The 22037-nt window shown below is 59.8% G+C and carries 23 protein-coding genes; 5 read left to right on the plus strand and 18 right to left on the minus strand.

Going from position 1 to position 22037, the window contains the following annotated elements; all coding sequences use genetic code 11:
- Both P775_RS05165 and rpe read left to right on the plus strand, forming a co-directional pair.
- The gene (locus tag P775_RS05165; protein WP_099909967.1) at positions 1–936 is read left to right on the plus strand and encodes a 2-hydroxyacid dehydrogenase; all 936 of its coding nucleotides are present in this window, start codon (positions 1–3) and stop codon (positions 934–936) included.
- A 31-nt stretch (positions 937–967) separates the two neighbouring features.
- On the plus strand, positions 968–1651 hold the full coding sequence (rpe, locus tag P775_RS05170) for a ribulose-phosphate 3-epimerase (protein WP_099909968.1): 684 nt from the start codon (positions 968–970) through the stop codon (positions 1649–1651).
- 60 nt (positions 1652–1711) lie between these two features.
- Here the strand turns inward: rpe and P775_RS05175 are convergent, their stop codons facing one another.
- From P775_RS05175 to P775_RS05220, 10 genes are all read right to left on the minus strand, one after another.
- A complete protein-coding gene (locus P775_RS05175) occupies positions 1712–2122 on the minus strand; it encodes a PaaI family thioesterase (RefSeq protein ID WP_342749637.1) in 411 nt (136 codons plus the stop codon).
- The gene (locus P775_RS05180) at positions 2119–3135 is read right to left on the minus strand and encodes a phosphotransferase family protein (RefSeq protein ID WP_099909970.1); all 1017 of its coding nucleotides are present in this window, start codon (positions 3133–3135) and stop codon (positions 2119–2121) included. The genes P775_RS05175 and P775_RS05180 overlap by 4 nt, the downstream gene beginning before the upstream one ends.
- A 3-nt stretch (positions 3136–3138) precedes the next feature.
- The gene (locus tag P775_RS05185; RefSeq protein WP_099909971.1) at positions 3139–4374 is read right to left on the minus strand and encodes an acyl-CoA dehydrogenase family protein; all 1236 of its coding nucleotides are present in this window, start codon (positions 4372–4374) and stop codon (positions 3139–3141) included.
- Between the two features lie 48 nt (positions 4375–4422).
- Positions 4423–6054, minus strand: a complete 1632-nt coding sequence (locus P775_RS05190; protein ID WP_099909972.1) for a long-chain-fatty-acid--CoA ligase — start codon at positions 6052–6054, stop codon at positions 4423–4425.
- A 281-nt stretch (positions 6055–6335) separates the two neighbouring features.
- Positions 6336–7070, minus strand: a complete 735-nt coding sequence (locus tag P775_RS05195) for an SDR family oxidoreductase (protein WP_099909973.1) — start codon at positions 7068–7070, stop codon at positions 6336–6338.
- Positions 7067–8599, minus strand: a complete 1533-nt coding sequence (locus tag P775_RS05200; protein ID WP_099909974.1) for an ATP-dependent DNA helicase — start codon at positions 8597–8599, stop codon at positions 7067–7069. The genes P775_RS05195 and P775_RS05200 overlap by 4 nt, the downstream gene beginning before the upstream one ends.
- 38 nt (positions 8600–8637) lie before the next feature.
- Positions 8638–9276: an acyl-homoserine-lactone synthase gene (locus P775_RS05205; RefSeq protein ID WP_099909975.1), complete on the minus strand. Its 639-nt coding sequence runs from the start codon at positions 9274–9276 to the stop codon at positions 8638–8640.
- Positions 9277–9364: 88 nt separating this feature from the next.
- The gene (locus P775_RS05210) at positions 9365–10093 is read right to left on the minus strand and encodes a helix-turn-helix transcriptional regulator (protein WP_245875576.1); all 729 of its coding nucleotides are present in this window, start codon (positions 10091–10093) and stop codon (positions 9365–9367) included.
- 357 nt (positions 10094–10450) lie between these two features.
- Positions 10451–11737, minus strand: a complete 1287-nt coding sequence (gene ccrA, locus P775_RS05215) for a crotonyl-CoA carboxylase/reductase (RefSeq protein WP_099909977.1) — start codon at positions 11735–11737, stop codon at positions 10451–10453.
- A 172-nt stretch (positions 11738–11909) separates the two neighbouring features.
- Positions 11910–13256: a 1-acyl-sn-glycerol-3-phosphate acyltransferase gene (locus P775_RS05220; RefSeq protein ID WP_099909978.1), complete on the minus strand. Its 1347-nt coding sequence runs from the start codon at positions 13254–13256 to the stop codon at positions 11910–11912.
- A 311-nt stretch (positions 13257–13567) separates the two neighbouring features.
- Between P775_RS05220 and P775_RS05225 the strand changes: the two genes are divergently transcribed.
- From P775_RS05225 to deoD, 3 genes are all read left to right on the plus strand, one after another.
- On the plus strand, positions 13568–15532 hold the full coding sequence (locus tag P775_RS05225) for a protein meaA (protein ID WP_099909997.1): 1965 nt from the start codon (positions 13568–13570) through the stop codon (positions 15530–15532).
- A gap of 152 nt (positions 15533–15684) precedes the next feature.
- Positions 15685–15993 (plus strand): H-NS histone family protein, encoded by a 309-nt coding sequence (locus P775_RS05230; protein ID WP_099909979.1) that lies wholly within the window; start codon positions 15685–15687, stop codon positions 15991–15993.
- Between the two features lie 4 nt (positions 15994–15997).
- The gene (gene deoD / locus P775_RS05235; protein WP_099909980.1) at positions 15998–16702 is read left to right on the plus strand and encodes a purine-nucleoside phosphorylase; all 705 of its coding nucleotides are present in this window, start codon (positions 15998–16000) and stop codon (positions 16700–16702) included.
- A gap of 42 nt (positions 16703–16744) precedes the next feature.
- Here deoD and P775_RS05240 read toward each other — a convergent pair whose 3' ends face one another.
- The 8 genes from P775_RS05240 to sdhC all read right to left on the minus strand — a co-directional run bounded on the left by P775_RS05240 (position 16745) and on the right by sdhC (position 22016).
- Positions 16745–17587: an urea carboxylase-associated family protein gene (locus P775_RS05240; RefSeq protein WP_180287332.1), complete on the minus strand. Its 843-nt coding sequence runs from the start codon at positions 17585–17587 to the stop codon at positions 16745–16747.
- A 67-nt stretch (positions 17588–17654) separates the two neighbouring features.
- Positions 17655–17858, minus strand: coding sequence for a hypothetical protein (locus P775_RS05245; RefSeq protein WP_099909982.1), 204 nt, complete (start codon positions 17856–17858; stop codon positions 17655–17657).
- Between the two features lie 117 nt (positions 17859–17975).
- Positions 17976–18131 carry a hypothetical protein gene (locus P775_RS27940; protein ID WP_180287333.1) on the minus strand — a complete coding sequence of 52 codons (156 nt, stop codon included), beginning with the start codon at positions 18129–18131 and terminating at the stop codon, positions 17976–17978.
- A 174-nt stretch (positions 18132–18305) separates the two neighbouring features.
- A complete protein-coding gene (locus tag P775_RS05250) occupies positions 18306–19085 on the minus strand; it encodes a succinate dehydrogenase iron-sulfur subunit (RefSeq protein WP_099909983.1) in 780 nt (259 codons plus the stop codon).
- Positions 19086–19094: 9 nt separating this feature from the next.
- Positions 19095–19424 carry a hypothetical protein gene (locus tag P775_RS05255; protein WP_099909984.1) on the minus strand — a complete coding sequence of 110 codons (330 nt, stop codon included), beginning with the start codon at positions 19422–19424 and terminating at the stop codon, positions 19095–19097.
- Complete coding sequence (gene sdhA / locus P775_RS05260) at positions 19424–21226, minus strand: succinate dehydrogenase flavoprotein subunit (protein ID WP_099909985.1); 1803 nt, start codon at positions 21224–21226, stop codon at positions 19424–19426. The genes P775_RS05255 and sdhA overlap by 1 nt, the downstream gene beginning before the upstream one ends.
- Positions 21227–21249: 23 nt before the next feature.
- A complete protein-coding gene (gene sdhD / locus P775_RS05265) occupies positions 21250–21621 on the minus strand; it encodes a succinate dehydrogenase, hydrophobic membrane anchor protein (protein ID WP_099909986.1) in 372 nt (123 codons plus the stop codon).
- An 11-nt stretch (positions 21622–21632) separates the two neighbouring features.
- A complete protein-coding gene (gene sdhC, locus P775_RS05270; RefSeq protein WP_099909987.1) occupies positions 21633–22016 on the minus strand; it encodes a succinate dehydrogenase, cytochrome b556 subunit in 384 nt (127 codons plus the stop codon).
- Between the last annotated feature and the right edge of the window lie 21 nt (positions 22017–22037).

Consider the following 22037-nt stretch of genomic DNA (forward strand, 5'->3'; position numbering starts at 1 on the left):
ATGACCGTCAACATCCTGTTCGCCGCCCAGCCCGACCGCTGGGTGCAATACGAGACGCCTTTGACCGAGGCGCTGAATGCCACCGGCCTCGCCTATGACCTGCGCACGGAGTTTGCCCCGCAAGAGGTCGATTACATCGTCTACGCGCCCAACTGCGCCGTGCAGGATTTTACACCCTACACCCGCCTCAAGGCGGTGATGAACCTCTGGGCCGGTGTCGAAGGGGTGGTGAAGAACGAAACCCTCACCGTGCCCCTGACCCGCATGGTGGACGAAGAGGGGCTGACTCAGGGCATGGTCGAATGGGTCACCGGCCATGTGCTGCGCCATCATCTTGAGATGGACCGCCATATCGTGAACCCCGGTCACATCTGGGACCACTCCCCGCCGCCGCTTTCCAAGGACCGCCCGGTGACGATCCTCGGCTTTGGCGCACTGGGGCAGGCCTGCGCGACCGCCCTGCTGAACCTCGGTTTCCCGGTGACGGGGTGGAGCCGTTCGCCCAAACCGATGCAGGGCGTCACCACCCATGCAGGCACCGACGGCCTGCCAAAGGCGCTGAGCGATGCACAGATCGTGGTCCTGCTGTTGCCCGCAACCGCCGCGACAGAAAACACGCTGAACGCTGACACACTCGCCCTGCTTGCCAAAGGTGCCGCCATCATCAACCCCGGACGTGGCCCGCTGATCGACGATTCCGCCCTGCTGGCCGCGCTGGACAGCGGCCAGATCGGCCATGCCACGCTGGATGTGTTTCGCGTCGAACCCCTGCCCCAGGATGATCCCTACTGGGCACACCCCAAGGTCACGGTCACACCGCACATCGCCTCGGAAACCCGCCCCGACAGCGCCTCGCGTGTGATCGCTGAAAACATCCGCGGCAATGAGTCAGGCAAGGGCCTGCTGCATCTGGTGGACCGCAGCGCCGGATACTGATACGCCCACCGCGCCAGCAGGAGGTAACCCCATGTCCTTTGACCGTTCACTCAAGATCGCCCCGTCGATCCTCGCCGCCGATTTCGCCAATTTTGGCGCGGAAATTCAGGCGGTCGAGGCGCAGGGTGCCGACTGGATCCATGTGGATGTGATGGACGGGCATTTCGTGCCCAACCTCACCTTTGGCCCGGCCATGTGCGCCGCCATCCGCCCGCATATCAAGACGGTGATGGACGTTCACCTGATGATCGCCCCGGTCGATCCCTATATCGACGCCTTCGCCGCCGCCGGCGCCGACATCATCACCGCCCATGTCGAGGCCGGCCCCCACATCCATCGCACGCTTCAGGCGATCCGCGGCGCGGGGTGCAAGGCCGGCATCGCCCTCAACCCCGGCACCCCGGCCGAGGCTGTGGCCCCCCTGCTCGACATGATCGACATGGTCTGCGTGATGACGGTGAACCCCGGCTTTGGCGGGCAGAAGTTCATCCATGCCTGCGTCGACAAGGTCCGCGCCCTGCGCGCGATGATCGGCGATCGTGAAATCCATATCGAAATCGACGGCGGCGTCGATCCCATGACCGCACCGCTTGTGCGCGCCGCCGGGGCCGATGTGCTGGTCGCAGGCTCCGCCGCGTTCAAGGGTGGCTCGGTCAGCAACCCCGCCCCTTACGGCGACAACATTCGTGCCATCCGCACGGCTGCAGAGTCATAACGACCCCGGCTTCTTCTCTTCAAAAATACGCAAATCCAACAGGGGCCACAGGCACCACGCCTACTGGCCCCTGCGATACCGGAACACTCCGGTGCCCGAGGCGATCAGCTCTCCGGTCTCGTCCAACACAGTCGCTTCGGCAAAGAACGTGCTCTTGCCGCCACCGGTCTGACGCCCCTCACCGATCAGCAATTCACCCCTGGGCCGCGACAGGTACTGCACGTTCAGCGACAGGGTCAGCGCCATCTGCTTGACCTCAGGGTCGCCCGTCCAGCACCCGGCATAGCCCATCACCGTGTCGATCAGCGACGCATGTGCCCCGCCATGCGGATTGCCATGCCGGTTCGACAGGAAAGGCGCCAGCGGCATCTGGAACCGCGCCCAGCCTTGGGTCCAGCCGGTCATCTTCATGCCCAGATGGGCGGAATAGGGATATTCCGCCTCCTGAAATCTCGGGTCCATCTCAGTCATGCCTCTGCCGCCTCCAGTCCAAGTTCCGCGAAACGCGGCACAAAGGAGCCGAGCCGCAAGGCCTTGTCCGGGTTCGAGGCATTGCCGTCAAGCGCCCGCTTCTTCACACCCTGCAGGATCGCCGCCATGCGAAAGAATGCAAAGGCTACGTAAAAGCCAAAGCCTGAAATCTGATCAATCCCGCGCCGCCTGCAATAGTCCGCGACGAATTCGGCATCGCTTGGCAGGCCCAGCGCCGCACGATCCACCCCGGCAAGGCCCCGACCCTCGGGCCCCGGGGGCAGCTGCCATTGCATGATCACGCCAGCCAGATCGGCATAGGGATGGCCCAGCGTCGACAGCTCCCAGTCCAGCACGGCCACACAGCCCGGCCCGTCGGGTGCGAACAGCAGGTTATCGATTCGGTAATCCCCATGGACCAAAGTCCTCTGACCATCCTCGGGCGGCAGATGCGCACCCAGCCAGTCAATCAGCGCATCCATCATCGCAATCTCGCCGGTCTCGGATGCGCGATACTGCTTGGTCCAGCGGGCCAACTGACGTTCATAATAATTGCCCGGGGGGCCGTAATCACTCAGCCCGACCGTGTCCAGATCTACGGAATGCACCGCCGCCAGAACGCGACTCATCTCGGACAGGATCGCCGCGCGCGCTGCATGATCCATACCCGGCATGGACGGGTCATCAATATTGCGCCCGCTGACATGCTCCATCACATAGAACATCGCGCCCAGAACGGCCTCATCCTCGCACAGCGCCAGCATCCTAGGCACCGGCACATCTGTTACCGCCAGCGCCCGCTGCACCCGGAATTCGCGGTCCACCGCATGGGCGGATTTCAGCAGCACGCCGGGCGGTTTGCGCCGCAACACGAAAGACCGCGTGCCAGAGACCAGCCGATAGGTCGGGTTGGACTGCCCGACATCGAATTTCTGCGCAGCAAGCGGCCCGTCCAGCGCAATCCCCTGCCCGCGCATCCAGGTCGCGACGGCGGCAAGCTGGCTCTCCTCCATGCCCTAGACCTTGTCGTTGACGTATTTGCGCAGCTCGGCGCGGGCGACCTGACGGCGGTGCACCGCATCCGGACCATCGGCAAAGCGCAGGGTCCGCACGTGCGTCCACATATACGCCAGGTCGAAATCCTGCGAAATTCCGCCCGCGCCATGCATCTGCATCGCCTCGTCGATCACCTTGCCCGCCATCAGCGGGGCCACCACCTTGATCTGCGAAATCCACGGCTGCGCCTCGCGCACACCTTTGGTGTCCATCATCCACGCCGCCTTGAGGCACAGCAGACGCGCCATCTCGATCTCCATCCGCGCATTGGCAATGATGTCGTAATTCGCGCCCAGCTCGACCAGCTTCTTGCCAAAGGCCTCGCGCGCCAGACCGCGCTTGCACATCATTTCCAGCGCCTTTTCCGCCTGTCCGATGGCGCGCATGCAGTGGTGAATGCGTCCCGGTCCCAGACGGCCCTGTGCCACCTCGAACCCGCGCCCTTCGCCCAGCACGACGTTTTCCACCGGCACCCGCACATCCGTGAACCGCAAGTGTAAATGGCCATGCGGCGCGTCATCCTGACCGAAAACCTGCATGGGCCGCAGTTTTTCCACGCCCGGCGTGTCGGCATCCATCACGAACATCGTATGCCGCGCGTGTTTGGCTGCCTCAGGATCGGTCATCGCCATGACGATATACAGCCCGCAGCGCGGATCACCCGCCCCAGAAATCCACCATTTTTCACCGTTCAGAACGTAGTGATCGCCCTCCCGCACGGCGCGGAATTTCAACTGCGCGGCATCGGATGACGCGATATCCGGCTCGGTCATCACATAGGCCGACCGGATCTCGCCCTCCAGCAGCCGCCCCAGCCAGCGCTCTTTGTGGGCCTCTGTGCCGTAACGCTCCAGCACCTCCATATTGCCGGTGTCCGGCGCGTTGCAGTTGAACACCTCGGCGGCGATGCCTACCTTGCCCATTTCCTCGGCAAGGTAGGCATATTCCACAGTCGTCAGCCCATAGCCACGCTCCGACCCCGTCAGCCAGAAATTCCACAGGCCGCGCTCTTTTGCCAGCGTTTTCAAACCGTTGAGGATGTCCAACTGCCGGTCCGTATGCTGAAACCGGTCGCCCGAGGGATGTTTGCCCACCTCAGCGTGGAATTCGGCGTCCAGCGGCGCGATATCACGTTCGACCATCTCGCGCACCTGCGCGATCAGCGGCGCGACTCGGGCGGTTACTCCCAGATCCATATCTTCTCCTTTTGGCGCGTAGCGGCCTGTTGGACGAACCCCGATGCCTCAGACGACATCCGGCAGCTGATAGCCCTCAAACTGTTTGCGCAGGGTCAGTTTCGACACCTTGCCCGTCGCCGTCAGCGGCAGATCCGCAACAAATTCCACCGCATCCGGCAACTGCCATTTTGCGACATGGGCCAACAGCATCTCGTGCAGCTCGTCCAGCGTCGGCTTGTCCTCGCCCTTGGGCACGACAACCAGCAGCGGGCGTTCGTCCCATTTGGGATGCGGAATGGCGATCACGGCGCAGGCGGCCACCTTGGGCGATCCCATCACGATATTCTCAAGGTCGATCGAGCTGATCCATTCGCCGCCCGACTTGATCAGATCCTTTGAACGGTCCTGAATGCTCAGGAACCCCAGCGCGTTGATCGTGGCCACATCGCCGGTGCCGAACCAGCCCTCGGCGTCCAGCGCCTTGGCACTTGCCGCGGGGTTGTTGAAATAGCCCGACACGATGGTGTTGCCGCGCACGTAAAGCTCTCCCATCGCCTTGCCATCATGCGGCAGGGGGTTGCCCTGCTCATCCACGATCTTCAGTTCGACCCCGAACAGCCGCCGCCCCTGCAGCGATTTCAGGCGCATCTGCTCGTCCCAGGGCAGCGACTTCATCGGCTCGGACAGTTGGCCATGTGTGCCAACGGGTGACATTTCGGTCATCCCCCAGGCGTGGCAGACATCGACGCCGTCCTTTTCAAAGCCTTCGATCATGCTGCGCGGCGCAGCAGAGCCGCCAACCATCACCTGCTCGAACCCCTTGGGCGGCTGACCACGCTTTTCAATCTCGGCGCGCAGACCCATCCAGACCGTCGGCACCCCCCAGGCCGAGGTGACAGTCTCGGCCTCCATCAGATCATAAAGCGACGCACCATCCAGTTTCGGCCCCGGCATGATCAGCGAAGACCCAACCAGTGGCGCGGCATAGGGCAGCCCCCAGGCATTGACGTGAAACAGCGGCACCACCGGAAGGATGTTCGCACCTTCCTTGAGGCTCTTGTTCAGGGTGATCGCGACGGTCATGGCATGCATCACGGTCGAACGATGGCTATACAGCGCGCCCTTGGGATGGCCCGTCGTGCCCGAGGTATAACAGAGCGCAGCTGCCGTCTGCTCATCCAGAATGGGCCAGTCATACTGCGTCGCCTCGCCCGCCAATATCTCTTCGTAGCAGAGCAGGTTCAGCGCGCTGTCGGGCATATGCGCCCGGTCGGTCAGCACCACCAGTTGCAGGCTCTTGGGCAGGTGGTCGGCCAGTGCATCAATCAGCGGAACAAAGGTCAGATCGACACAGAGCACCTTATCCTCGGCATGGCCGATGATGTAGAGCATCTGTTCAGCCGACAGCCGCGGGTTGATCGTGTGGCAGACAGCGCCCATGCCAGAGACGCCATAGTAAATCTCGAAATGCCGGTAACCGTTCCAGGCCAGTGTCGCGACACGATCCCCCGGCCCGATGCCCAGCTTGCCCAGCCCATGCGCAAGCTGCGCGGCGCGACCGTAAGCCTCGGCATAGGTTTCGCGGTGAATGTCGCCCTCAGTGCGGACCGACACAAGCCCCGCCCCCGGATGTGCGCCACATGCGTACCGCAGGATCTCAATGATCGACAGCGGTTGGTTCATCATCATTCCGTGCATCTGGTCCTCCCCAACCTTCTGCTTTGGGCCTTGTGACACTCTGTGCAACCCAAGGCCACGGACGCAATAGATTTTTCCGATGACGTTCCGACAGAAGCCGGATCCCATGTACCGAATCGCACTCGCCCGCCGCCACAAGAGCCAGTCAGAGCCGTTGAATATCTCGCTCGAAATCAGCATAGGCCCAGCACCGAAGGACGGCAGCACCAAAAGTCTGCTGATAGAAGGTTGAGCGACGGGGTCGCCTGCTGGGGAAAAGAGGCTTCCCCCAATCGGGGCCTCTAGCCTCGCCCGATATAGGGCATCTTTGTCGCCATCACGGTCATGAACTGCACGTTCGCGCTCAGCGGCATTTCGGCCATCAGCCGCACCGCTTTGACCGCCGATTCCACATCCATGGTCGCAGGTTCAGGCTGGCCTGCCGCCCGCGCCCGCGCGACCAGATCCTCCAGAAGGTCGGTGCGCGCATTGCCGATGTCGATCTGCCCGCAGGCAATGTCGAAAGGTCGCCCGTCGAGGCTCAGCGACCGGGTCAGCCCGGTCACGGCATGCTTGGTCACCGTATAACAGACCGACCCCTCGCGTGGGACATGGGCAGAAATGGACCCGTTGTTGATGATCCGCCCACCCTTAGGGTCCTGCCGCCGCATCCGGCCAAAGGCCTCGCGCGCGCACAGGAACATGCCATGCAGATTGACGTTCACCACCTGCTCCCAGGCATCTAGGGGCACCTCGTCAATCGCTGCTGAGGGGCCGAACATTCCGGCATTGTTGAACAGGACATCGATTCTGCCGACACGGTGCTGAAACAGATCAAAGGCCTCGCGCACCTGCTCAGCATCGCTCACATCCGCCACCAGCACCAGCACATGGGCGTTTTCAGCCCCGCCCGCCACATCGGCAAGGGCGCTGGCCCGCCGCGCGAGCAGACCCACTTGCCATCCCATGTCCAGAAAGGCCTGTGCCGCGGCACAACCAATCCCGGAACTCGCTCCGGTGATCAGGATGGCCTTCACTCGAATTCCTCCGACTCGAGCATCAGCCTGGGGGCAGCAGAGGCCTTGAGATCATCCACCACCAAGGGCCCTGTCGGTTTCGACAGCCGGTTGCGTACCACCCAGATCAACCGCTCCTGCGCCCGGGTGATCGCCACATAGGCCAGACGTTTCCACAGGGGTTGTCCCGCCTCGACCCGCCCCATGCGCGCGGCGACAAACAGATCCGGGGCAAAAACCTGCACCGTGTCCCATTGTGACCCCTGCGCCTTGTGAATCGTGACCGCCGCGCCGTGCAGAAAGGTCGCCCCCATGCGCGCGGCAAAGGGAATGAACGGTTCTTCCTCATCCGGCTTTTCGATTTTAACGATAGAGGCAGCAGACACCTGCGGATCTTCGGCCCCCATCACGTGCAACCGGGAAAACCCTGGCTTGCGTCCCGGTCCCAGATAGATGACCTGCGCGCCCTTGATCAAGCCACGCGCCTCAAGATCCAGCCGTTTCTTGCGATGCTTGAGCGGAAGTTCCAGCCCGTCGCAGATCAGCGGCTCGCCTTCCAGCAGCTCGGTGTCCGGCGCGCCGTGGACCGCCCGAAAGGCATGGATAAGGCGGATCCGCGTGTTGTTGCGCCAGACGAGCACGGGTGAGCGGGCCATCAGATCGACCTCGACCCGCTGCCCCCAGACGACGCGGTCGTCCTGTTTGGATTTTTCTTCGACCATGCGTTCAAAATCCGCGAATTGCAGGTCCGGATCGGCAAGAGCATGGGCCAGATCCAGAATTGGGTTGTCCGCCTCTTGCCGGTGGACACGCTGCAATTCCATCTTCTGCTCTGGTTTCATCCCGTCAAAGACCATGCCGCCGGGCGCGTTCACCGGCGCCAACTGGGCCGGATCACCGAACAGCAGCAGATTCGGGAAAATTTCTTGCAGGTCTTCGAACTGGCGCTCATCCAGCATGGACGCCTCGTCGACAAAACCGATGTCCAGTGGCTCTTCTCGCCGCTTCCAGCCGGTGATGAAATCCGAGCCGCGCAAACCCGCAGATGCCAGCGCCGCAGGTACGGATTTATGGCCCTGATAGGCCACAAAGGCACGGTCCAACAACTCTTCCGTCAGGGCCTCTGTCTCGGGTTTTTCACCGCTGCCGGTCAGCCATTCGGCGATGCGTTCATATTCAGGGTCATAGACTGGCGTATACAGAATGCGGTGAATTGTTGTGGCCGGCACGCCGCGCATGCGCAGCACGCTTGCGGCTTTGTTCGTGGGGGCCAGAATGGCCAGCGTGCGCTTTTCCCGGCGCTTGCGGCTTTCAAAATCGCCAGAAACGATCTCGATCCCCGCGCCTTCGAGCGCCTTGTAAAGTTCAGCCAGCAGCAGCGTCTTGCCTGACCCCGCCTTGCCGATCAGCGCCATCACCTGCGCCTTGCCCTCTTTTGCGGGCAGGACCATCCCATCGTTCAGATTGACGCCGGCAGCGCGCAGCATGTCGGCCACCCGGTCATAGGCTTCGGCCTGATCGTCAGAGAAGGTGAGTGTAGGCAGAGTCATGGCGGGACACTAACGCCCCGCCTCAGCCGACGCCAGCCTCAAGCAGCTTGGACAGCTTCACATTGCTTCGCCGCACCGAAGGCCTGTTCAAACCAAAGTCGCGACTGCACAGGATCAACGCCAGCACTTTCCACAACTCTTTCCTCGGCCTCTGCAGAGAAATTCCATAGGCCTACGCTGATCGCTTCGCGGCCCGTACCCTCCGTACCAAGAACATCCGGCGACGCACCGATCATGCGGTAAATCCGAACCATTCTTGCATCAAAAACGCCGACGCAATGATCGATACCAAAGCTGCGCATCACCTCTCCGCCAGCCAGCATGAGGGATGGCGCGGTTCGCGGGGATGTTTCACGGGCCAGGCAGAAGCGTGTACATTCCCAGATCAAGGGACTTTCGATCCGCACGCCATCAGTCAGATGACCAAAATGGTCATTGACCATTGTTCGCCCGAGGGTCGGCAGCAGGCGCATGGACCCTCCATGACGACCATCCGGCTTTTCCCAGATCACATAAAGCGGGTTCAGTGTGTCGTATTCATCTTTCTCAAACCCGTCGTTGTCGACTGTCACCTCCCAGCCCAGACGAGTGCGAAACTGGTCCGCACGGTCGCGGAACATGCTGTCGCGAAGGACAGGAAACTGGTCAAGCTGGTCTGCATAAAGATACCGGATCATTGTAAGGCTCCCTTCGGTTTATGAAGAAAGTCTCGCCTTGAAAAACTAACGCTCTCCGACGCCACCGTGCGGCATGGTTAACACACAGTTAAACAACGATCACACCCCGTGCCATAGCACGGGCAACGGCGTGTGTCGTGTTCATTGCCCCGAGTTTGTGCCGGGCGCTTTCTATGTAAACCCGCAAGGTGTTTTCAGATATCGCCAGCATGTTGGCAGCCTGCGCCCTGCTGTGCCCCATTGCGAGCAGAGTCATCGCTTCGATCTCTCGCGGTGACAGGGGCTGTGCTGCGTCGGGTTTGCGCCCCGGCTCAAGTTCCAGTGCCTTTTTATTGAAGTAATGCGCGAGCAACAGAAGATCTTTGCGGTTTATCTCGATGAACTTCGACCATTCATCGTCGTCACAGGTATGGCTGACCGTGAACAAGGCAAACTGCCCGTTTGGCCCCCTGATCGGAATGGAATACCCTTGATTTCCTACGCCGTGGTCAATCGCATCCTTCTGAAACGTGCGCGATGGCTTGCTTGACCAGTCCAGAAGCTTCCAGTCTACGGGTTGAAAGCGCTGACTGCATCCAAGGATAACCGGGTCTGCGCGCAGGTATCCTTTCTCAACGTAGCGGTCTATCCACGCTCTGTCATAGGTGCCGCATCCGATCGGCTCGCCATTGCTGTTGACCCAGTGATAGACAATATGACCCACATTATAGTAGGTTCTCAAAGCCTCAGAAGCGGCTTGAAGCCCCTGAAAAGCCTGAGCGCATTCGAGCTGCTCCAGTATCTCGTCCAGCGACGAGCTTGTTAGTGCGTGATCCACAGGCCATTCCTTTGGCGTGCGACGCAATCTCGATCTGAGCAAGGATCTGGGCATCATCCAGATTCTCTGCAAGGCTGTTAAACCCGTTGGACCGTGCGAAATTTTTCAGATCGATCAGAACGTCAATAATCCAGTCGTGTGCCATCTCGATCCTCGCTTTACAGTGGTTAATGAACTCTTAATTTCAGAGTATCACGGCCATCGAAGCGGTCATATTCGCGAATTACACCTCCCCAGAAATGGCGAGGGCGCGATTTCGAACCTCTTGTTTTACCTAAAACCGAGCAGCGGACGCAAAACCGCCCGCGCAATCATTGTCGATTCGCGGGCGGTCACGATCAGACTGATCGCGCGAGGTTACTTGCGTGCTTCCAGCGTATCCTCCAGCGTGCGTAATCCGGTGGTCGGGGCCTGCACCAACACGGACATGTTGCCGGGTTTATGTTCGTTCTTCAGCATCTTCATATGCGCGTTCGGAATCTCGGCCCAAGGGAACACTTCGGACATGCAGGGATCAAGCCGCCGTTCGATCATCAGCTTGTTCGCCGACGACGCCTGCTTGAGGTTCGCAAAGTGCGACCCCTGCAACCGCTTCTGGTGCATCCACATATAGCGCACGTCAAAGGTGCAGTTGAACCCGCTGGTGCCAGCGCAAATCACAACCATGCCGCCCTTTTTCACCACAAGAGTCGAAACAGGAAAGGTCGCCTCGCCCGGGTGTTCGAATACCATGTCGACGCTGACGCCCTTGCCGGTGATGTCCCAGATCGCCTTGCCGAACTTGCGCGCCTCTTTCAGCCAATCGTTGTATTCGGGCGTGTTGACCGTGGGCATCTGACCCCAGCAGTTGAACTCCTTGCGGTTGATCACCCCTTTAGCGCCCTGATCCATCACGAACTGGCGCTTGCTTTCGTCCGAAATCACGCCGATCGCATTGGCCCCGGCGGTGTTGGCCAGTTGGATCGCATAGGACCCAAGCCCACCCGACGCGCCCCAGACCAGCACATTCTGCCCGGGCTTCAACTCGTGCGGTTCGTGCCCGAACAACATCCGGTAAGCCGTCGCAAGGGTGAGCGTGTAGCAGGCGGATTCCTCCCAGGTCAGATGTTTTGGGCGTGGCATCAGCTGCTGGGCCTGCACGCGCGTGAATTGCGCAAAGGATCCGTCATGGGTCTCATAGCCCCAGATCCGCTGGCTTGGCGAAAACATCGGATCACCACCGTTGCACTCCTCATCGTCGCCATCGTCCTGGTTGCAGTGGATCACCACTTCGTCGCCGACCTTCCAGCGATTGACCTTGTCGCCCACCTTCCAGACGATTCCAGAGCAGTCGGAGCCTGCGATGTGATAGGGCTGCTTGTGACCATCAAAGGGACTGATCGGTACGCCGAGGCCTGCCCAGACACCGTTGTAATTCACACCTGCGGCCATGACGAGCACCAGCACTTCGTGGCTGTCGATCTCCCAGGTGTCGACCACTTCGACCTGAAAACTCTTGTCCGGTTCACCATGGCGTTCGCGCCGGATGGCCCATGCATACATTTTCTTGGGCACATACCCCATCGGCGGCATTTCACCCACTTCGTAGAGGTCTTTTTCGGGTGCATCGTAGCTGATGATGCCGGGGTGCGTATCCAGAGCCATCTGGGGGCCTCCATCCTATCGGGTTAACGTTTGATGCCGTGCCGCAACGCAGAATCGCGACTTTTTCCCTTGGAATATAGGTGATCACGCAACATTGCAACAACATACAGTTCTATTTTGCAACTTTATGACCGAGCGGATGCAGCATTTACAAACCCTGCCTGAAATTATGTCAGAACAGATGACGGATCGAGTTTGCATAGAAATCCAGCGCCGCGCCCTGCCCGGGGATCACGGAATAGACACCATCGCGTTCCTGGATGATCCCGCGCGACAAAAGGCGATCCAGCCCGTATTCCACCACATAGCCCCGGTTGTTGCGGGGCAACTTCATATGATCTGCCCCCAGCCCCCGGAAGCTTTGTGCAAAGTTGAGTTCCATCTGGACACGGGTCTGCGGGCCGCTAAGGCGCAGCATAAGCGCCACAATAGGTACCGGCAGCACGGGCACGACACTGGCAATGCGGTGCATGACCTCGGATGCAAGCGCATCCGCATCCTGCGCGAATTCCGGGTTTCTGCGCAGAGACAGCGCAGGCCCGAAGTTCACCGCCGCATAGCCAAAGCCGTGAAACCTTCCGTTGATACGTTGCCAGAGCGTCCGAAGCGCGAACCCCGCAATGACGCCAAGACCCGCCCTGAACCGCCGCGTGCCGCTCGCATCCGCAGCCATCAGGATGCGGTCCTCAAGCACGCGGTCGTAGTTAAGCGCCACAGGCACAAAGACGACATCCCGCGCCGTCAGATCCGCACCATCAAGGATATATTTCAGCAGACCTTTTTTTGGCGGCGCGATGGCCCCGTCCAGGCTCAGCCCCCCCTCAGGAAACAGCGCCTGTGTGACGCCGCCCTGCGTGGCCATCTGGACATAGCGTGCCAGCACCCGGCGATAAAGCGCATTGCGCGACTTGCGACGTATGAAATAAGCGCCCATCGCCTTGATCAGAAAAGACAGTGGCCAGACCCGTGCCCACTCCCCCACCGCATAGGACAGGGCCGACCGGTTGGCCGCCAGATAGGTCACCAGCACGTAATCCATGTTCGAGCGGTGGTTCATCACAAAGATCACCGTCGCATCCGGATCGACCTCTTGCGTGGATTGACTGTCATGATCCCCCACCCTCACCCGATAAAGCGCGTTGCTAAGCACGCGGGCCAGCCGGATCGCAATGCCGAAATAGGCGGTGGCAGAAAAGGATGGCACGATTTCCCGCGCATAGCGCCGCGCCAGTTCAAAGGCCACATCCTCGCGCACCTTGTTGACCCGCGAATGGTCCACGACAGCCTGGGTCACCTCCGGATCATAACACAGTCGCTGGATCATGTCCGTGCGGCGCGCCAGCTTGAAAGGCTGGATCGGGCGTTCAAGTCGCTGATTGATCCGGGCCACAACCCGTTCTGCGCGACGGCGAAAAAACCAGCGCACGGACGGAAACAGGAAGTGCGACGCAAACGTCACGCACGCAAACAGCAGGATCAAAACAAACAGCCAGAGCGGCAAGGATATCGTTGAGGTCATGCGCCAGTGTTCGCAAGAAACACGCAATGCGGCAAGGGCAGGCCGTGACCGATATGGTCGCACTTTTGCAGCGCAAGGAAGGAGTTGGCGCTAACAACAATACGGGACGGATGAATCCCCTCCGCTTTCTTCAGCCGAGTGATAACATCGCTCTTGCTGCTTCGTCGTGCCGCAACGCAGCGAATTGACATACTCATAAAATTTCTCATATGGATATCTAAACGTAATAAAATTGCATCCCAAACACATCGACCGCTTCACTGAAACAGGGTGGCCCCATGAGCGATACGACCAAAGACACATCGACAGGCATGTCCAACCGCCAGCCTGACAAGCCTTGGCTGATCCGGACCTATGCGGGACATTCCACCGCAAAGGCGTCGAACGCGCTCTATCGCGGAAACCTCGCCAAGGGGCAGACCGGCCTGTCGGTCGCCTTTGATCTACCGACCCAGACCGGCTATGACAGCGACCACATCCTTGCACGGGGCGAGGTCGGTAAGGTCGGCGTGCCTGTGTGCCATTTGGGCGACATGCGCGCACTGTTCGACGATATCCCGCTCGATCAGATGAACACCTCGATGACGATCAATGCGACAGCGCCCTGGCTGCTGTCGCTCTATATCGCCGTGGCCGAAGAACAGGGCGCCGATATTTCCGCATTGCAGGGCACAGTGCAGAACGACCTGATCAAGGAATACTTGTCGCGCGGCACCTATATCTGCCCGCCGAAACCCTCGCTCAAGATGATCGGCGATGTGGCCGAATACTGCTACACGCATGTCCCCAAGTGGAACCCGATGAACGTCTGTTCCTACCACCTGCAAGAGGCAGGAGCGACGCCAGAACAAGAGCTGTCCTTTGCCCTCGCCACCGCGACAGCCGTCTTGGATGAATTGCAGCCCCGCGTCGCAGCCGAGGATTTCCCGGCTCTCGCCGGGCGTATCTCGTTCTTCGTCAATGCGGGCATCCGATTTGTCACCGAGATGTGCAAGATGCGCGCCTTTGTCGATCTCTGGGACGAATTGCTGCGCGACCGCTACGGAATCACCGATGCGAAACATCGCCGCTTCCGCTATGGGGTGCAGGTGAATTCATTGGGGCTGACCGAACAGCAGCCGGAAAACAACGTCTACCGTATCCTAATCGAGATGCTGGCTGTCACACTTTCAAAAAACGCCCGCGCCCGTGCCGTGCAATTGCCCGCTTGGAACGAGGCGCTTGGCTTGCCCCGCCCTTGGGATCAGCAATGGTCAATGCGCATGCAGCAGATCATGGCTTATGAAACCGATCTGCTGGAATTCGACGACCTCTTTGACGGAAACCCCGCGGTAGATCGCAAGGTCGAAGCGCTGAAAGACGGCGCACGGGCCGAACTTGCAAACCTCGGATCCATGGGCGGGGCAATCAACGCCATCGAATATATGAAAGGCCGTCTGGTCGACAGCAATGCCGAACGTCTGGGCCGGATCGAACGGAACGAAACAACCGTCGTCGGCGTCAACCGCTTTACGGCAACCGAACCCTCTCCTCTGATGGACGAGGATGGCGGCATCATGGTCGTCGACCCCGCAATGGAACAGGATCAGATCAACCGGCTGAACGCCTGGAAAGCAGAACGTGATGGTGGGTCAGTCGCTTCAGCGCTCACCGATCTGCGGGCTGCTGCGGCAGAAGGGCGCAACATCATGCAGCCGTCGATTGCCTGCGCCAAGGCGGGTGTGACCACCGGCGAATGGGCCGCACAGATGCGTGCAGTCTACGGCGAATACCGTGGACCGACAGGCGTGTCCAAATCCATCTCGAACAAGACCGAAGGCCTGGAAGAGATCCGCGAGGCGGTCAATGTCGTCAGTGACCGTCTGGGCGCACGCCTGCGGTTTCTGGTGGGCAAGCCCGGATTGGACGGGCATTCCAATGGCGCAGAACAGATTGCCTTTCGCGCACGCGACTGCGGAATGGAAATTGACTACGAAGGAATTCGCCTCACTCCCGAAGAAATCGTGCGTGCTGCAGAAAACGGCGCGCATGTCGTGGGCTTGTCCATTCTTTCAGGCAGTCACATACCGCTGGTTGAAGACATGATGCGACGCATGAAAGAGGCCGGATTGAGTCACATTCCGGTAATTGTTGGCGGCATTATTCCTGATGACGACGCAATAAGGCTGAAAGCAATGGGTGTTGCCAAGGTCTATACCCCCAAGGATTTCGAATTGAACACCATCATGAAAGACATAGTTTCATTAGTTGACGCTAAGGCAACTGCCGCTGAATAAGCGATTTTTAAAAACTTGCCTCTACAAAGCGCGCTCGCGCAATAGTTGAGCGTGCTTTCGCTTAATCTCAGCACAATACTAAGCCTGACACAAAAAGACGCTTGCCAATAATTAATCTTTTTAAAATAAGCGGGGCCATATAGGAGGCTTCAATGCAAATAGATCTTGATACACTTTCCAAAGACGACCTGACAAAGCTGAAAGCAGATGTCGACAAAGCCCTGAAGACGATCGATACACGTCGCAAGGCCGAAGCCAAGAAGGCAGCAGAACATGCTGCAAAAGAATATGGCTTTTCGCTTGATGAACTGCTGGGCGGAACCGTCAAGGGATCGAAAAGCGCCGCGAAATACGCAAATCCCGCTGACTCAAGCCAGACCTGGACCGGCCGCGGGCGCAAACCCAACTGGATTATTTCCGCATTGGACGCGGGTCAGTCCCTGGACGAGATGAAGATCTGATCGCGTGACTATCCATATCGGCGCGAAGCCGGGCCAGATCGCAGAAACGGTTCTGATGCCCGGCGATCCTTATCGTGCGAAATGGGCGGCCCAGACCTTTCTCGAAAACCCTGAACTGGTAAATGAAACGCGCGGAATGCTGGGATACACCGGCACTTGGCGTGGACATTCGGTTACCATTCAGGGATCGGGAATGGGAATGCCATCGCTTTCCATTTACGCAAATGAACTGATCCGTGATTTTGGTGCAAAGACGCTGATCCGGATCGGATCCTGCGGCGGGATGCAGGACAAGGTCAAGATCCGCGATGTGATTGTCGCAATGACCGCCAGCTCGTTTTCCACACCCTCCAGCGGCATCTTCCGGGAACTCAATTTTGCGCCCTGTGCCGACTGGTCGCTCTTGCAGGCCGCCGTTCTGGCCGCAGAGGCGCGTAAGGTCCCGACCCATGTGGGCGGAATCTATTCGGCGGATGTGTTCTATGATGAACGCCCGGATCTGAATGAACAGATGATCCGTCACGGCATCTTGGGGGTCGAGATGGAAGCGGCAGAGCTGTACAACCTTGCGGCCCGATACGGCGTGCGAGCGCTGGCCCTGCTGACCGTGTCCGATCATCTGATCACGCACGAAGCGCTGCCCGCGGAAGATCGTGAAAAGAGCTTTGGCGACATGGTCGAAATCGCGCTTGAGGCAGCTTTCGCCTGACCCAAAGACAAGCCCGGCCCTTCGGGGCCGGAACCACATCCTTTACCTCCCGTGGCTGCGGTCATATCCGCTGGTCACGGGCGGCATCCACCCCTCGAGCATCCCGTCTTGCGGTGCGAAGATCTCCACCACAAGGGGATGACACACCGCGCTTTCACTGGAATGCTCGGACGAACAATCGCCGCCCGGACAAGCGCTCAGAGCGCCCAGCAGATCAATCTCGGCAAAGAACGTCAGATGATCCCCCGGCCGCACTGGGCTAGCCTTCATGAAATACTGGCCGGTGCCGCGCGTAAACCCGGTGCACATGAACACGTTCAGCACATCATGCACATGTGGCTCGGCCTCGGCCAGGGATATGCCAAGGTGGTCGGCCAGCGCGCGGGTCAGGTTTGAATGGCAACAATGATGATACTGCCCACCGTTCAGCAGGTGCCCGGTATAGGGATCACAGCGCGTCCCGATCACATCGTGTACCGCGCCACCAAAAGCATCAATCCCGTACCAGTCCAGACTGTCCTGCAGAAGGGTCGTCATGGGCCGCAGATGTGGAAAGGCAGACCACAGACGATCACCGGTGCCGACATGACTGCCGTGCAGGGCGCGGGTCTTGCCCGAGTAGAACCTTTCGGTCAGATCCCCGGCATTCCAGAGGTTCAGATCCCCAACTTGCGGGCCCTCAATGCAGCCGATTCGAAAGAACTGGCCTGAGCGGACCTGAAACACCCCGGCATCCCGCGCCGGAACGACAACCTCATCGACTTTCCGGGCGTTGGTTAAAGCGCGGGCATAGAGGGCCATATCCGGTTGTGGCAGGGTTTCCGTAGGATAGCAGATCACCGGGGCAACGGCGCGGCGGGCTTCTGCGTCGAAAGGCTGTGTCATGTTCAGGCTCCTGTCAGGGGCATGTGACGCCTGAAAAGACCGATTTGCAACCCGGCAGGGTCACGCCTCAACTGCCGGATAGGGGAACGTCACGCAGGCAGACCTTGGGTGGCTGACCCACGGGGCCAGAGGTCACTGCGCCACAATAGACGCAGGTATAGCTTGCCTGCCCATCGCTGCGATTCTCGCGCCAGCGGCACAGACGCGTCTTGCGATTTGAAAAGATCGCGACAAGGACAAAGGCAAGGATCAGCCCGACAACGGCAATCATGCGCTCTCCTGTCCGTTAAATGGTTCTGTCAGACGATGATATCGCCCTTACAGTCAGCGGCAACCTGTCACGCACCATGAAGCAGGCCGGACGAGCCCGGCCAATCCAGGATGGGGTTCAGGCCGCTTCGAAATAAGCGAGATACGCGTCACTCTCTGCAGTGTCTTTGGAGATGCGCGGTTCCTGTTTTGGCGTGGAATAGGCATAAGCCTGTTCCAGAAACTCAAGCGCCTCGCGCGCGGCGGGGGTCTGAAGCTGTGTGATTTCGGTCATCGGACTGACTTTCTCTTTCTCAGTATCCCCCCACACCGGTTCAACTAAACCCCCGGGTACCATCCGTCACCCGCCCTTTGCGCATCCTCGCCATGCAACAACCGCATGACCAAGAAAAAGGGGCCGTCAAAGACGACCCCGTTTCGTACTGCTCCAAATTATCTTGTGCTTTGCTCAGACCCTGCGTTCGACCATCAGTTTCTTGATCTCGGCAATCGCTTTGGCGGGGTTCAGCCCTTTGGGGCAGGTCTTGGCGCAGTTCATGATCGTGTGGCAGCGGTACAGCTTGAACGGATCCTCAAGCTCGTCCAGACGCTCGCCTGTTGCCTCGTCCCGGGAATCAACGATCCAGCGATACGCATGCAAGAGGGCTGCGGGTCCAAGATACCGATCGCCGTTCCACCAGTAGCTTGGGCACGAGGTCGAGCAGCAGGCGCACATCACGCATTCATATAGCCCATCAAGCTTTTCGCGGCTCTCGATCGACTGCTTCCACTCCTTGGCGGGGCGGTTGGTCTTGGTTTCGAGCCATGGCATGATGCTGGCGTGCTGGGCGTAGAAATGCGTCAGATCCGGGATCAGATCCTTGATCACCGGCATGTGCGGCAGCGGATAAATCGCCACATCACCTTTCACCTCGTCCATGCCATAAATGCACGCCAGCGTATTGATGCCGCCAATGTTCATCGCACAGGACCCGCAGATGCCCTCGCGGCAGGACCGGCGGAAGGTCAGCGTAGGATCAATCTCGTTCTTGATCTTGATCAGCGCGTCCAGGATCATCGGCCCGCAGGTGTCCATATCGACGAAATAGGTATCAACCTGCGGGTTCTTGCCGTCATCCGGGTTCCAGCGGTAGATCTTGAATTTGCGAACGTTCTTGGCACCCTCGGGCTTGGGCCAGGTCTTGCCGGTCTGGATCCGGGAATTCTTGGGGAGTGTCAGTTCAACCATGTCTCTCTCCTATCGCAACAGCGCGGGCAGGCCATTGGCCGCCAAACAACGCAGGGTCTCGGGTTTTTGCAGGATGCCGGTCACGACCTGATAGGTCGCTTCCGTCGGCCCGGTCACGGAATCCGCAGCCAGCGCCAAGATTTGCTGTGCATTGGCATTGTCGATCACGCAGTTCGCCGCCGGCTGCAGCGGTACCCCGGGCAAACGCTGGGCCAGAACCTTGGACGTGGTCGACCGCGCCGCGCTGCGCGCCAGCTGGTCCTGTGTCTCGACGGTGCAGGCGCTCAACGCGACAGGCAGCAAAGACAACAGGATCCAGCGGCGCGCGAGAAGTCTCATCAGAACGTCCGCTCTTTCGGCGCGATCCGCTTGAGCGAAATGCCACCATCGGCCTCGGTGCTCAGCGGCTCGGTGATCACCGGGCGATGGGTCAGCGTGACCTTGGCACCGTCGACGCGGCTGATCGTGTGAACACGCCAGTTTTCATCGTCGCGGGTTCCGAAATCTTCATGCGCATGGGCGCCACGGCTTTCTTTGCGCGCCTCGGCGCCATAGATCGTCGCCAGAGCGTTGGGCATGAGGTTGGTCAGCTCCAGAGTCTCCATCAGATCCGAGTTCCAGACCAAGCTGCGGTCCGTGACCTTGATATCGGCCATCTTGCCGGCGATGGCCGTCATTTCCTTGACGCCATGTTCCAACGTACTGGATTCGCGGAAAACGGCTGCGTCGCGCTGCATGGTCTTCTGCATCTCAAGCCGCAGTTCGGCGGTGCCGATGCTGCCCTTGGCGTTGCGCAACCCGTCGAAGCGGTCAAAGGCCTTTTCCACGCTGGCGGTGTTGGTTGCTGGCACAGCGGCGTCGCTGTCAACAACCTTGCCTGCGCGGATCGCGGCGGCACGGCCAAAGACCACAAGGTCGATGAGCGAGTTCGACCCAAGACGGTTTGCTCCATGCACAGAGGCACAGCCCGCCTCGCCCACGGCCATCAGGCCCGGAACCACAGCGTTGGCATTGCCTTCGGTCGGGTTCAGCACCTCACCCCAATAGTTGGTGGGGATACCGCCCATGTTGTAGTGCACGGTCGGGATAACCGGGATCGGTTCCTTGGTCACATCCACACCCGCAAAGATGCGCGCGGATTCGGAGATCCCCGGCAGGCGCAGGTGCAGCGCCTCTTTGGGCAGGTGGCTCAGGTTCAGGTGGATGTGGTCGGCATCCTTGCCAACGCCGCGACCCTCCCGGATCTCCATCGTCATGCATCGCGAAACATAGTCGCGCGGCGCGAGATCCTTGTAGTTGGGCGCATAGTGCTCCATGAACCGCTCGCCTTCGGAGTTGGTGAGGTAGCCACCCTCGCCCCGCGCGCCTTCGGTGATCAGGCAGCCCGCACCGTAGATGCCGGTCGGGTGGAATTGCACGAATTCCATGTCCTGCAGCGGCAGTCCTGCGCGCGCCACCATACCACCACCGTCGCCAGTGCAGGTGTGGGCGGAAGTGGCCGAAAAATAGGCGCGGCCATAGCCGCCAGTTGCCAGCACGACTGTCTTGGCATTGAAGACGTGCATCGTGCCGTCGTCCAGCTTCCAGCAGACAACGCCAGTGCAGGCACCATCGGTCATGATCAGGTCGATGGCGAAATATTCTATGTAGAATTCCGCGTTGTTCTTCAGCGACTGCCCATACAGCGTGTGCAGAATCGCATGGCCGGTCCTGTCAGCAGCGGCACAGGTGCGCTGCACGGCGGGGCCTTCGCCAAATTCCGTCGTGTGACCGCCAAAGGGGCGCTGATAGATCTTGCCCTCTTCGGTGCGCGAAAACGGCACACCGTAATGCTCCAGCTCGTAAACCGCCTTTGGCGCTTCCCGAGCGAGGTATTCCATAGCATCCGTGTCACCCAACCAGTCCGATCCCTTGACGGTGTCGTACATGTGCCACTGCCAGTGGTCGGGGCCCATGTTGGACAGGGACGCCGCAATGCCGCCCTGTGCCGCCACGGTATGGGAGCGGGTCGGGAAAACCTTTGTAACGCAAGCGGTGCGAAGGCCCTGTTCGGCCATGCCGAGGGTCGCACGCAGGCCCGCGCCACCGGCGCCGACAACCACGACGTCATAATCATGCGTCTCGTATTCGTATGCAGCCATTTATCTGTTGCTCCGGTGTTCGTTCAAAGGGCCAGCTTGGCAATGGCAAAAAGGCCAGTTGCCGCGGCGCCGTAAGAGATGATGGTCATGCCAATGATGCAGACCTTTTCCATTGGCCCATGTACGTAGTCTTCGATCAGGATTTGGAAACCGCTGTTGAAATGCTTGAACGACACCAGGATCGTCAGGGCAGCGACAATCGCCGGGAAGGGGCGGGAATAATAGGCGCTCACCTCTTCATATGAAGATCCGAGGATGCTGCCGAAGGTGAAGATGAACAGCGGAATGAGGATCAGCAGCGCTACTGCGGATATTGTCATGGACCAGTGATGCTGCGTCCCGGATTTGGCGGACCCCCAGCCAGTGGCGCGCTTACGGTCGGTCAGATAAGCCATTTTGCGCTCCTTCAGAGGATTATGACGGTCAGGATGGTCAGGATCACCGATCCGGCGATCACGGCGTAGCCAAGTTTGTAGGCCGTATCGAGGTCAAGACCCACGGCCTGATCCCAGATCAAATGCCGAACACCGGCCAGCGTGTGATACCAAAGCGCCCAGAGCGACAGGAACATGACAAGATCGCCAAACCAGGAGGTGAGCACCGCATCGGCGGTTGAGAAAGACTCTGCGCCCGACGCAGCGGCAATCAGCCACCAGACAATCAGGATCATCCCCAAGATCAGCGCATTCCCGGTGATCCGGGTAAGGATCGACGTCATCGACGTCAGCTGCGGTGCATAGATGGTAAGGTGCGGTGACAGCGGGCGGTTGCCCCGGTTCACGTCGGCCATGTGTCTGTCCTTTTCGGTTCC

The sequence above is a fragment of the Puniceibacterium antarcticum genome, assembly GCF_002760615.1.
Lineage (GTDB): Bacteria > Pseudomonadota > Alphaproteobacteria > Rhodobacterales > Rhodobacteraceae > Puniceibacterium > Puniceibacterium antarcticum.